14 protein-coding genes and 1 other annotated feature are annotated in these 12,512 nt (G+C 42.0%); of the genes, 1 reads left to right on the forward strand and 13 read right to left on the reverse strand.

Annotation, left to right across the window (positions count from 1 at the left end; genetic code table 11):
* Nucleotides 1-143 precede the first annotated feature (143 nt).
* From metK to SSV_RS06965, 8 genes are all read right to left on the reverse strand, one after another.
* Nucleotides 144-1,334: a methionine adenosyltransferase gene (gene metK, locus SSV_RS06930; RefSeq protein WP_072074224.1), complete on the reverse strand. Its 1,191-nt coding sequence runs from the start codon at nucleotides 1,332-1,334 to the stop codon at nucleotides 144-146.
* A 344-nt stretch (nucleotides 1,335-1,678) separates the two neighbouring features.
* Nucleotides 1,679-2,293 carry a tetratricopeptide repeat protein gene (locus SSV_RS06935; RefSeq protein WP_072074225.1) on the reverse strand — a complete coding sequence of 205 codons (615 nt, stop codon included), beginning with the start codon at nucleotides 2,291-2,293 and terminating at the stop codon, nucleotides 1,679-1,681.
* A gap of 33 nt (nucleotides 2,294-2,326) precedes the next feature.
* The gene (locus SSV_RS06940) at nucleotides 2,327-2,794 is read right to left on the reverse strand and encodes a deoxycytidylate deaminase (RefSeq protein WP_072074226.1); all 468 of its coding nucleotides are present in this window, start codon (nucleotides 2,792-2,794) and stop codon (nucleotides 2,327-2,329) included.
* 217 nt (nucleotides 2,795-3,011) lie between these two features.
* The gene (gene rplT / locus SSV_RS06945; RefSeq protein WP_000124830.1) at nucleotides 3,012-3,371 is read right to left on the reverse strand and encodes a 50S ribosomal protein L20; all 360 of its coding nucleotides are present in this window, start codon (nucleotides 3,369-3,371) and stop codon (nucleotides 3,012-3,014) included.
* Between the two features lie 44 nt (nucleotides 3,372-3,415).
* Nucleotides 3,416-3,616, reverse strand: coding sequence for a 50S ribosomal protein L35 (rpmI, locus tag SSV_RS06950; RefSeq protein ID WP_002895038.1), 201 nt, complete (start codon nucleotides 3,614-3,616; stop codon nucleotides 3,416-3,418).
* Between the two features lie 33 nt (nucleotides 3,617-3,649).
* The gene (infC, locus tag SSV_RS06955; protein ID WP_002895037.1) at nucleotides 3,650-4,180 is read right to left on the reverse strand and encodes a translation initiation factor IF-3; all 531 of its coding nucleotides are present in this window, start codon (nucleotides 4,178-4,180) and stop codon (nucleotides 3,650-3,652) included.
* Nucleotides 4,181-4,196: 16 nt separating this feature from the next.
* Nucleotides 4,197-4,327, reverse strand: a sequence feature (ribosomal protein L20 leader region).
* 26 nt (nucleotides 4,328-4,353) lie between these two features.
* Complete coding sequence (cmk, locus tag SSV_RS06960) at nucleotides 4,354-5,031, reverse strand: (d)CMP kinase (protein ID WP_072074227.1); 678 nt, start codon at nucleotides 5,029-5,031, stop codon at nucleotides 4,354-4,356.
* A gap of 9 nt (nucleotides 5,032-5,040) precedes the next feature.
* On the reverse strand, nucleotides 5,041-5,478 hold the full coding sequence (locus tag SSV_RS06965; protein ID WP_002895035.1) for an SAG1386/EF1546 family surface-associated protein: 438 nt from the start codon (nucleotides 5,476-5,478) through the stop codon (nucleotides 5,041-5,043).
* Nucleotides 5,479-5,523: 45 nt separating this feature from the next.
* Here SSV_RS06965 and SSV_RS06970 point away from each other — a divergent pair, with 45 nt between their 5' ends.
* A complete protein-coding gene (locus SSV_RS06970; protein WP_295345912.1) occupies nucleotides 5,524-5,721 on the forward strand; it encodes a ferredoxin in 198 nt (65 codons plus the stop codon).
* On the opposite strand, the gene SSV_RS06975 is transcribed toward SSV_RS06970, so the two are convergent.
* The 5 genes from SSV_RS06975 to SSV_RS06995 all read right to left on the reverse strand — a co-directional run bounded on the left by SSV_RS06975 (nucleotide 5,718) and on the right by SSV_RS06995 (nucleotide 12,509).
* Entirely contained in the window at nucleotides 5,718-6,206 is a 489-nt protein-coding gene (locus SSV_RS06975) for an EbsA family protein (protein WP_002895031.1), read from the reverse strand. The genes SSV_RS06970 and SSV_RS06975 overlap by 4 nt on opposite strands.
* Before the next feature lie 79 nt (nucleotides 6,207-6,285).
* Nucleotides 6,286-8,754 (reverse strand): LTA synthase family protein, encoded by a 2,469-nt coding sequence (locus tag SSV_RS06980; RefSeq protein WP_176693580.1) that lies wholly within the window; start codon nucleotides 8,752-8,754, stop codon nucleotides 6,286-6,288.
* Nucleotides 8,755-8,810: 56 nt separating this feature from the next.
* Nucleotides 8,811-10,481, reverse strand: a complete 1,671-nt coding sequence (locus SSV_RS06985; RefSeq protein WP_072074229.1) for a rhamnan synthesis F family protein — start codon at nucleotides 10,479-10,481, stop codon at nucleotides 8,811-8,813.
* Between the two features lie 16 nt (nucleotides 10,482-10,497).
* On the reverse strand, nucleotides 10,498-11,703 hold the full coding sequence (locus SSV_RS06990; RefSeq protein ID WP_072074230.1) for an ABC transporter ATP-binding protein: 1,206 nt from the start codon (nucleotides 11,701-11,703) through the stop codon (nucleotides 10,498-10,500).
* Complete coding sequence (locus SSV_RS06995; RefSeq protein WP_072074231.1) at nucleotides 11,703-12,509, reverse strand: ABC transporter permease; 807 nt, start codon at nucleotides 12,507-12,509, stop codon at nucleotides 11,703-11,705. The genes SSV_RS06990 and SSV_RS06995 overlap by 1 nt, the downstream gene beginning before the upstream one ends.
* Nucleotides 12,510-12,512: the final 3 nt, after the last annotated feature.

The raw sequence follows: 12,512 nt of genomic DNA on the forward strand, positions 1-12,512 counted from the left end.
TAATTTTTCAGAAAAACAGCATTGCAAAAAATGAAAGAAGCACAAGGTTAGACTGCTTGCCTTTTTAAAGTTGCCTGTATAGAAATGACTTTTTCTTTAGAAAATAGAAAAGTTCCCAATCATGACGATTGAGAACTGTCATCTTACTGCACTGCTGCCTTCAAAGCCTCTACCTTATCCAACTTTTCCCAAGGCAGGTCAATGTCTGTCCTACCCATGTGGCCATAAGCTGCTGTCTGACAGTAGATTGGTCGTTTCAAATCCAGCATTTGAATGATACCGGCCGGACGCAGATCAAAAATCTGACGAACAGCTTCCTGAAGCTTGCTTTCTGCAACAGCACCAGTTCCAAAAGTATCAATCCGTACAGAAACCGGCTGAGCCACACCAATGGCATAGGCTAACTGCACTTCTGCTTTCTTGGCCAGTCCAGCCGCCACGATGTTTTTAGCGATGTAGCGAGCTGCGTATGAAGCTGAGCGATCGACCTTGGTTGCATCCTTACCAGAGAAGGCACCGCCACCGTGACGAGCATAACCGCCGTAAGTATCCACAATAATCTTACGTCCAGTCAAGCCAGAGTCACCTTGCGGGCCGCCAATTACAAAGCGACCGGTTGGATTGATGAAGAATTTCGTCTTATCATCCAAATACTGGGCTGGAATAACTGCTTTAATTACCTTTTCAATCACATCACGATGAATCTCTTCATTGGTCACTTCTGGGTCATGCTGGGTCGAAATAACTACCGTATCCACGCGCACAGGCTGGTCATTTTCATCATACTCAACGGTCACCTGTGACTTGGCATCTGGACGCAGATAGGCAATCTCTCCTGATTTGCGCAACTCTGCCAATCGACGGACTAGCTTGTGACTGAGCGAGATAGGAAGCGGCATGAGCTCTGGCGTTTCATCCACTGCAAAGCCAAACATAAGCCCCTGGTCTCCAGCACCGATTAAGTCCAATGGATCTTGATCCGCATTCCCACGAACCTCCAAAGCTTCATTGACACCCTGAGCAATATCTGGCGACTGCTCTACCAAAGACGGATGCACACCGACTGTCTCGGCTGAAAATCCATACTCTGTATTGGTGTAGCCAATCTCTGCAATGGTATCACGAACCACACAATTGATATCCACATAGGCTGTGGTTGAAATTTCACCAAAAACATGAACTGAGCCCGTATAAACGGCTGTTTCAGCAGCCACATGGGCATCTGGATCCTGACTCAAGACAGCATCCAAAATAGCATCGGAAATTTGGTCTGCAATCTTATCGGGATGCCCCTCCGATACAGACTCAGACGTGAAAAGTTTACGTTCTGACATAGAAATGTCCCCCCTTAAAAAATATTAAACAAGTAAACAAACTCAAAAACTCTTTAAAAACATGTCACCTGCGAGTTACGACGCGAAAGAAATAAAAACAATACCTTTTTATTTCTGAAGCTAGTAAGACGCATAGGTTGACCGCAGAATAGCGGCAACCGTAGAATGACGTGCGACTTTTGGAGCCGTCATTGTTTGCGAGTTACAAAGTACTGATAGAAGTTTCCTACCACCTTATCGGGACTATATAACTTTCTCATTATACCACTTTTCCCTAAAAAATTCAGAATTTTTTTAATAGAAAAAGCTATAATCAGAAACTATAGCTTTATTGCAATGATAAACTAAGGGCAGCTTGCTAACAACTCTTCAACTTCCGCCTTACCGATAGCATCATCAGCTTGGTCAAAAAGTCTGATAGCAGCCGCAAAGTTGGTTCTTGCTTCTTTGAGATTTCCCAAAGCTTGAGCAATTTCACCCAATCCTCGGCAAATACATGCATGGTTTATCACATCATCTGACTCCTTAGCATAGATATGCGCCTTTCGCATAAACTCCTGAGCTTGAGTCAATCGGCCTAATTTAAGATTTAGGTAGCCTAGCTCATAGAGATTAACTGATTGACGATAATGGTCATCTGGGAAATACATCGCTAGGAAAGCAGCTTCTTTTTCTATCCACTCTAAAGCTTGATAAAAATCTCCCGCAACTCTAGCAACATAACCTAGCTGATGATAAGCGATATGCTCATTTTCAATATCACCATCATTCTGAGCCTGAATCAGATAAATCTCCAAATTTGCAAAAGCATTCTGATAATCTTGCCTTTCTACAGCTAGATAAGCTCGTAAATTCCAGCGGCTAAAAGAATCTTTTTCCAGCTGCTGCTCTAGTTCTTCGGCCTTATTTAACTGTCCTTCAAAGAAATGCTGCCAAGCAGCTGCCAATTTATCATTCATCTGCCTTCTCTTTTTATCTCCAGAACTTCTCTTCTAAACTAAATCCGTTTGAGCGATAGCCTTCTTGACATCATCCAGCGGCAAATGAACCAATTCCACCTCTTTTTCCTTGTAGAGATACTGAGCATAGTCATCTATCCGATATTGGTTGATAAAGACAACCCGTTTGCAGCCGACCTGAAGCAGTTGCTTGGTACAGTTGAGGCAGGGAAAATGGGTCACATAAGCTGTAAAGCCCTTGGGAACTCCCCGCTCGGCTCCTTGCAAGATGGCATTGACCTCAGCATGCAAGGTCCGTACGCAGTGACCGTCAATGACCAAGCACTCATGGTCAATACAGTGCTCAGTCCCCGAAACAGAGCCATTGTAACCAGTTGAAATAACCTTATTATCCTTGACCAAGACAGCGCCGACCTTGGCCCGCTTGCAGGTTGAACGATTAGCGATTAAGAGAGCCTGAGCCGCAAAATACTGGTCCCAAGCCAAACGATTTTCTGACATAATTTCTCCATTCTACTGATTTTTTATTTACATAAATGTCTGTTTTTTCTATTATATCGCAAATCCCTATTTTTAACTAGCTTTACCATGAAAGCTGTCTTATCAGTAACAAGCCTTTATCTATAATATAAGTGGCATGGCAGGCAATTTCTCTCTCCATACTTTTCATTAAGAGTTATGGAAAAAGAACCAAGGAAATCCTCAGTTCTTATTTTAATTATTTACCAAGCTTAGCTTTAGCTGCATCTGCAAGAGCTGTGAAAGCTGCTGCATCGTTAACAGCCAAGTCAGCCAACATTTTACGGTTAACTTCAATCTCAGCCAATTTCAAACCATGCATCAATTGTGAGTATGAAAGTCCGTTCAAACGAGCTGCCGCATTGATACGAGTGATCCAAAGTTTGCGGAAGTCACGTTTTTTCTGACGACGGTCACGGTATGCATAGTAGTAAGAGTTCATTACTTGCTCTTTTGCAGTACGGAACAAGATATGTTTTGCTCCATAGTAACCTTTAGCTAATTTTAAAATACGTTTACGGCGTTTGCGTGATACAACGCCACCTTTAACACGTGCCATTTATATTTCCTCCAATATTTCCTAGATAATCGTTACAGTAGCTCTTATTTCAGACCTGTAAGCATTGCTTTGATACGCTTGAAATCTCCTGCATGCACCATTCCTGCTTTGCGAAGATGACGGCGTTGTTTCTTAGTCTTTCCGTGGAAACGGTGAGAAGTGTAAGCACGGAAACGTTTCAAGCCACCAGAACCTGTACGTTTGAAACGTTTAGCTGATGCGCGGTGTGTTTTTTGTTTTGGCATAATGTTTTCTCCTTTTTCTATCTTTCTGACAATCTATTTTTTGTCAGGAATTGGCGCCATCTGCATGAACATCTGACGTCCATCCATCTTAGGCTTTTGTTCAATGATAGCAACATCTTGAGTCGCTTCAGCAAAATCTGCTAAAACTTTAGCCCCGATTTCTTTGTGGGTAATCATCCGACCTTTGAAGCGGATAGATACCTTTATTTTATTTCCTTTTTCAAGGAACTTGCGTGCGTTGCGAAGTTTAGTGTCAAAATCTCCCTTGTCAATGGTTGGACTCAGACGAACTTCCTTCACAGTAACAACACTTTGTTTCTTGCGTTGTTCTTTTTGTTTTTTCTGGTACTCAAATTTGAACTTACCGTAGTCCATAATTTTTGCAACAGGTGGTTTAGCTTGTGGCTGAATCAGGACCAAATCGACATTTGCTTCATCCGCAAGAGACTGCGCTTCGCTCAGCGGTTTAATACCTAATTGTTCGCCGTCAAGACCGATCAAGCGAACTTCACGCACACGAATTTCATCATTGATGAATAAGTCTTGTTTTGCTATGGTTTTCACCTCTTTTTTTATTTTTAGAGAAAAACAAGTGCGGACCTGCTAACGCAAACCCGCACTACACGATAGTATTTCATTACTGAAACTGAATCCTGTAGAGCCAGACAACGTTAGTCGCAAGGCGAGAAGCTCTCACTTCTGCTTTTCTCAACTCTACTATCATACCAAGTTTCATTTTATTTGTCAATGATTTTTTTCGCTTTTTCTTCGATAAATGCAACAACTTCAGAAATGCCAACACCCGTAGTATCAAAATGCAGGGCATCATCAGCCGGTCTCAGTGGTGAAACCTCGCGGTGACTGTCCTTATAATCCCGCTCGGCAATTTCTTCTTTCAGTTTCTCCAAGTCAGCAGGAATGCCTTTAGATAGATTTTCCTTATATCGGCGCTCAGCTCTTTCCTCAACCGAAGCTACCAGATAAATCTTGAGCTCAGCCTGAGGCAAGACAACCGTTCCAATATCACGGCCATCCATGACAATCCCTCCCTGAGCTGCAATTTGCTGCTGCAAGGCCACCAGTTTCTCACGGACTTGAGGAATGGCAGATACCCAGGAAACATTATTGGTAACTTCATTTTCGCGAATTGGGTGAGTCACATCCACATCGCCAACAAAGACTAGCTGCTCACCATCTTCCGCTCGACCAAAACTGACCGAATGATTATTGAGCAAGTCTACAATTTCAGTGGCGTCTGCTTCTGTCAGATGATGCCGCAGAGCCAGATAGGTTGCAGCCCGGTACATGGCTCCTGTATCTAAATAAGTATAGCCAAAGTCCTTGGCAATAATCTTAGCAACGGTCGATTTTCCACTGGAAGCAGGACCGTCAATCGCAATTTGAATCTGTTTCATAGCTGGCTCCTACTCAATCTTCACAACGTCACCTGGATTGGCATACCAAGAACCAGTGGACATATGAGAAGGGTTAAGCTGTTCAAGCTTGGCAATAGAAATACCTGCACGCGCCGCAATGGCTGCCTCACCTTCACCAGGCTGGACAGTCAGAGTTCCCTCAGAGGATTCTGTGGTATTCGCCGCCGTCTGCTCTGCTGTAGAAGACGCTTCACTGCTGGAACTTGCTGCTGAAGTGCCATAGAAACCTTCCATTTGTGTCTGTCTATTACTTCCACCAGTAGACAGATAGGTCAGGAAGCACACAACCGCAACCACTAAAATACAGAAAATAATGGTTAATATGGTCAACAAGCGATCTGCATTCAAGGCGCTAAACTTCTTAGTTCGTTTCAACTTATCTTCTCCGTTATCGTATACATCTTCTTCCCATGGTTCTTTTTCCATGACTTCCTCCTTGAGTTTTTCTTAAAATCTTATTACAATATGGGTATGAAAGTAACACTCATTCCCGAACGGTGCATTGCCTGTGGGCTTTGTCAAACCTACTCAGATCTTTTTGACTATCATGACAATGGCATCGTCAAATTTTACCAGGACGACCAGCTCCTAGAAAAGGAAATCGCTGAGGATCCCGATGTCGTGGAAGCCATCAAAAACTGCCCAACCCGAGCTCTTTTGAAAGACTAGGATTTTTTAGACTGACTGCCATAGTAAGCTTCAAAATAGTCAATATGGGTAAAATTGTCTACTAATTCTACCTCACCCTTAAAATGCTCATTAAGGGCCAGGGCATTGACAAAATATTTTTTAGGCCACTTGCGCATACAAAAACTCCGGCTGCGACTCTGCCCTTTAAAATATAAGGTAATTGACGTCTTGGTCACTTCGACTTTTTCAATATCTGAAATCTTGACCTTTATCGGAGTAAAGGGATTGGCTGTGATAATTCGCAAGGTTCCATCGTCATAAATGGTAAAATAACGATGAACTCCCATTCCCAACAAAACCATGAACAAGAAGAAAGAAAACAGAACAAGAGTCGGCACTCGTGAGCTTTCATACATTAAAGCAAGGCCAACAAAAATCGGAATGACCGATAAAGACCAATATATTATCAGGATAGCTACATCTGGCTGCCAGTGATAGCGAACCTTACCGAAAATCTTTATCATGCTCACACCCCCATATTACTAGTTTAGCATAAATTAAGAAAAAATAGAACAGGTAGACTTGCCTATTCTATTTTTTTATTTATGATTTTGCTGTCTTAAAGAAGCTATCAGACAAGTAGCCCTTTCCTCTGACCATATCATACTCAATCAGTTTCAAATCATCTGCTATTTCTTGAGCTTCTTCGTCCAATTCCTTTTTATCCACGCTGGCCTTATGCAATACTTCTGTTAATAAAGCATAGTAAGGTGATACTTTGGAATTTGTCTGCTCCAGTAAGAGAGCGGAGAAATCGCTAGAATTGACTCTTGGATAATCGAGTTTAGGAGTTTCATAATTGCTCCAAACGAAATAATCTGTCAGATATTGGCTTTCTGGATCTTCTTTAAAGGCTGACTGAGGATAGAGACCTGGCAGATGATCGCCATAAAAGACGACCGTTACCTTTTTATCTACCTTTGAAAGCTTCTCAAGAAACTCCTTGGTCGCCTGATCTGTGTGATACAGCATTCTGACATAGCTAGAAAGAGATTCGTTCCCTTCCTTGCTAAAGTCAGGATAGCTGGCAGACATGTAGACAGGATTAGGCTCACTCCAAGGCATGTGATTCTGCATGGTCATAACAGAGAAAAACTGTCCCTGCTTGCCATTCAAATGCTCCAAGACTTGATTATAAGTCGTTTGATCGCTGTAATTCCCACCAATATTATTACCTTTCAGGCCTTTGGTACCATAGTGAATAAAGGTATCAAATCCCAAATCTTGGTAAATGACATTTCTGGCATAATTGCTAGGGGAGGCCAGATGGATTACTGTCCGATTCTTAGATGAATAAGCATCACTAATGGAAGGGAATCTATTCATCCTCGGGACAATTTCAGTGTAGAGAACCGAAATAGACGGAGACAGATTATAAAAAGGTAAACCAGTCAGGGTCTGAAATTCCATGTTGGCCGTTCCTCCACCATAACCATCTGACTTCATAAGTCCACTAGTAGTATGGGATTTCACTTCCTGGATATAAGGAATAGGATTTTCAGACATAGTAACGCCGTCAACTCGAGCAGGGTCAGAAAAACTTTCGCTCAGGAGATAAATGACCGTTTGATCTTCGATTTTATTATGGCGCTCTTTGTTAATAGCTTCAGCAATCCCCTTGTATTTCTTTTCTATCTCTTGAATCTTTGCTTTGGAATAGCCACGTGGCTCAGTCATGGTTGTATCCGACATCTGTGAAAACCAGACAAAGGAAAGGGAGCGTAGCTGTGAATTGACAGTATTTCCCATCCAAGTCAGGTCATGGTAATTATTCAAGACCGAAATAACTGGAATATTCTCTACTATTTTGCCATTCTTTTTAGTGGCAAATATATCAATGACTCCCAAGAAAAAGACCAGGGGCAGGACTAGCAAGAGGAGCTGGTATTTAAGAACGGTAATGAGCTTTCCTGGCAATATTTTCTTGCGCAAATACCAATAGAGAGCGCCTAGAGCAACTAGTCCCAAGATAGCATAAAATCCATAATTGCCTCCGAGAAAGTCAAAGAGGGTCTTAGGATTTCTCAGCCAGACCATATCACTTGGCAAAATCGGCTCTTGGCGATACTGAAATTTCAGACTGCTAGCTATGGTGGCAATCACCACTAGCGCTGTTATAAGCATGGTTGGTAGGAGAAAATGATTGAAAATTAGGTAAAGAGCCATAAAAATCATGAAAAAAACGATGATTTGAAAGAGACTGGCTCCAGTGAAAAGATACCTCTCTAAAACAACTACATCTCCTCGGATAGTATTTTGAATGGTGTAATTAAATACAAGAGCAAAGACTGCACTCAACACAAAAGCAACAGAAACACTAGGTTTATTCTGAGCGAGATCGCGCAATCCCTTAACAGCTAGAAAGCTTGGGAGAGAAAGCAGGATAAAGATAAGTGCGATAAGGCAGAGGAAAGTTAGCATAAAGTTCTGCGTTATTTCCAACTTGCCTTCCTCAAGGAAATTCACTAAATAGCTTTGGTGATGCAGCAATTCCGGCATCTTATCGTCCATCAAAGCAAGAAATAGGAAGAGCTGGGACAGAAAAAGATTTTCCAGTACCTCTCTATTTTTCTTGGTAACCTGCAAAAACTTACCCGGGAAGCGTTTTTTAAGCTTTGGAAAATGGATAAAAATATAAGCAAATAAGAAAATCAAAAGCAAGCCAGGCAGGGAGTTAAACTGCCAAAAATGATTGCTAAACACTTGATCTGCTTTGAACTCAAAATCATTGACATGCTGCGTTACTGTCAGTAAGTAAGAGAATCCTGTATAGAGAGCGTATATAATAGCTGACTTTATAAAGAATCTTTTGCTGAAGAGCTGAGACAAAAGCTTGCCCAAGCCAAACAAAAGAGGGAGCAGCATCAGAAAGGCCAGCCACAAGGCTGGATAGTTCCGCAAATCTTCGCCTTCCTCCAACAATAAGACTGTCGTAACAGCGACTATATCTAAAAGCAAAAAACTAATCAGCAGGTATGAGAACTGCTTATAGTGATTGAGTAAAAATTTCATTTTTCTTTCTGGTAAATAGTTATATTCTCTAGCGAGATTTTTGTGAATTAAGAATCTCACTTTTTCTTTAAAAGATTGGACAAACGATTTCTAATCTTTTGAGATAAATTTTTCTGACTTAATTTTTCTTTTTGCTCGGTCAACTCTGCTTTTTTCCTCTGCCAGTCCAGTAAAGGGGGGAGGGAAGATAAGGGCATAATCTTGAAATCAGAATGACTGTCCCAAGCTAGATAAACCAATAAATGCTCTAAAACATCAGACAGCTCCTGATCAGAGGATGGCAGACTTTCTAAGCTCTTCATCTGGAACCAACTAGCCAAAGCAGAATATTTGAACCATAAGAAGCCGCCATAGACTCTCGTCAGAGAAGGGGTGGTCATAAAGTCAAAAGACTTATGCAAACCAACTTCCTGCCAAATAGCAGATAGTCTTGGACGCGGCGGTTCTGTCTCAAACAAGCCGTCCCTGACTAGACGCGGTAAATCTGGAACAACCAGCCCTACAACAGACTCCTTCTCTAGCGCTTCTATGCTTGCATCCGCATAATCCACCATCATATTTATCAAATCAGAGCGCATAGCTTGGTCAAAAACTGCCTGATTCTCCACCAATTGATGAGTAGATAGGTGGCCGATATAAGCATAGTTTTGCAGAATTTCCTTCTGCTCCAGCATGGCAAGCCAGGCATGAGATGTCTGACTTAGGACAATCTGAACTTTATTGCCCAGATGACCCAGAGCTGTCTGCAACTGTTTCAGCATTTCTGGCTGCGCTACAGTCACTAAATACTGATACTGAGACGGCAGAGAAAATAGCTTGTCCTGATACTGCTGAAAAATAGGAAAATCCGTCACATGAATATGCAGGAGGACAGGATGTTCAGCCCGATAGCTTGAAGTCGATTGGGACAAATACTTATCCTGCAGCAAACAAGGAAGGTCCGGACCAAAATGATAGAAAAGATGTTCCCTAATAAGAGAAGTCGGATAGGATGAGTTGCTTTCAAGTTCTTCCAGCAAATACCTAGCCAAAAAAGGATTGCCTGTGAGAGCCTTCACCTTTAGAAAAGGAACCTTTGCTTCCAGAATCCTAAGGGGCTTATAGTATGAAAAGTCTGGATGAAGCAATTCTCCCGCTTCTTCCTGACGGGTATCAAAGAGAACTTGATATCTGAATCCTGCCTCTACAAAGCGCTTGGTAAACTGGGTCTCGTAATGGTCTATCACATCTTGAACGTCAGTAAAATCTTCTACCTGAGACCAAAATTCACGGAAAGACTTGTCTTTGAGAACTGACTGCTTAAAGGTGACAAAGTAGCTCTGCAGGTGTTCTTCAAAGTACCTGGTCTTGCGAAAATTAGTCATTCCCCAAAAATCAACTTGCGAATCCTCTTCAAAGCGCTGATAAATGGGCGCCAAATCCCATAGCGGACCAAAGCAAGTGTCGTTCATGAGAGTCAGAGAGTCTGAGTTCTGCAAAGTATCAAAACCCAGCCAGTTCATACCGTCACGCCAGGCAGCAAAATCAAAGCCTCGATTATCCCGCTCAAGCAAGTCAGCAATTCCCAAGTCTTCTCTCAGCCGGCATTTGTCCTCATCGCTCAAAGGACTATTTGAAATAAAAATAATCTTAGAAAAAAGCGGCTTTAGCTGCTCCAATTGATAGAAGACATGACCGCTTATATGATTGCATTTATTGAAATGAACATAGAGTAATATTCGTTCCATGAAAATACCTTATTCTTTATGATTGAGAAATCTTCCAACTGCCATTACGCTGGATTAAGCCAGTGGCAGAATCCTTAGCAGAGACATCGTCATCCTTAATATCCTGGCGATTGACTAAGATAACAGGGTTGTTCTGAGAGTCTGCAAAGGCTAGAATCTGTTCTTCCTGATCCCGCACTGAAACCTGCAGTTTTAACTTAGCGTTATTTATCTGTGACACATGACACTTGTAAGTCAAGCGCTTCTTTCCAGGTCCTTCTGTTGGCTGATCCATGGAATTATCATTGTAAAGCCAGATGGTTCGATCGATATCTGTCAGAGAAAAGGAAACATAGGTCGGTAGGTCTTGATTTACCTGATAAGAAATTTCAAATTCAATCTCTTGTTCAGGTGAAATCTGAGGCGAATGCAAGAGCTTAACCTTCAAATCAGAAACCGCTGCATTCTCAACCTGGAATCCTTCGTTCATGGCTTTTGTTTCAGTCGCATTGTCCAGACTGTACTGGTTGGCCACATCATCTGGATTGCCGATAGCCTTGACCAAGCCATTTTCAATCAAGACAGCCTTATTACAATATTTTTTAACAGCTCCCATGTCATGGGTCACCAGAATGGTCGTCTTGCCTGACTCCTTGCGATCTTTGAAATAGTCATTACACTTACGCTGAAAGGCTTCGTCCCCGACAGCCAAGACCTCGTCCAAAATCAGAATATCACCCTGAGCCTTGATGGCCACTGAAAAGGCCAGACGCACTTGCATACCGCTGGAATAATTCTTAAGTTTTTGGTTCATAAACTCGCCCAGCTCAGCAAACTCCACGATATCATCGTACATGGCATCTACTTCTTCTGTTGAGAATCCCAGCATGGCACCGTTCATATAGACATTTTCGCGGCCAGTTAGTTCTGGATTGAATCCGACACCCAGTTCAATAAAGGAAACCAACTTACCATCAATAGTTACCTTTCCCTTCTCCGGAATATAAATCTCAGAGATAATTTTCAGGAGAGTGGACTTACCAGATCCATTGCGGCCGACAATCCCGTAGAAGTCACCTTTTTCGACCTCAAAGGAAATATCTTTCAAAACATGCTGTTCTTTGTAGCCTTTGATCCCCTTAAAACGATTGACCAAACTGGTTCTCAAACTCTGAGTAGCCTCAGTAGGCAATCGAAAGAATTTACTTACATGGTCGACTTTTACTGCAATATTATTTGACATTATAAAATCTCCGCAAATCTCTTAGCATTTTTATTAAAGAAGAACAAACCTAGAGCCAATATCACAAAAGGAATCATATAAGGAATAAGGGCGATTAGTTTGTTGTTCACGATATCCCAGCCTCTGACATTGACAGGAGAAACGATGAAATGGCGCATATCCTGCAGCATCTGGGCAATCGGATTGAGCATCATTATTTTAGCGACAAAGAATTGCTTCCGCTGCAAAAGAAAGGTCAGAGAGTAAATAATAGGACTAGCATACATTCCTGCTTGAAGAGCCACTTCCCAAATCGGTCCAATATCCCGATACTTCACAAACAAGGAAGACAGCATGAGGGCGCAGCCCATTGCCAAAACCAATACCTCCAGAAAAAGAGGAATAATCACCAGCGTATGCAAGCCAAATTCCACCTGATTAATCAAGGCGAAAAGGAAAACAACGACCAGATTAATCAGAAAATTAATAGCTGCTCCAAGAACCGATGAAATGACGATGGTATGCTTGGGAAAGTTTAATTTACGAAGCAAATCTCCCCGAGACACGATGGAAAGCATGCCCATATTGGTGGCTTCAGTAAAGAAAGACCAGAAGACCATCCCCATCAAAAGCCCTACTGTATAGTGGGGTGTTCCGTCATCAAAACGCAAAAAGCGGACAAAGACCAGATACATGATAGTAAACATCATCAATGGCTTCAAAATCGACCAGAGATAGCCGACCAAGGACCCTTGATAACGCAACTTAAAATCCGTCTTGATTAATTCTTTCAAAAGAATACGATTTTTTTTACTAAAAAAATCCATGAA

The sequence above is a fragment of the Streptococcus sanguinis genome (assembly GCF_001078705.1).
Taxonomy (GTDB): domain Bacteria; phylum Bacillota; class Bacilli; order Lactobacillales; family Streptococcaceae; genus Streptococcus; species Streptococcus sanguinis_D.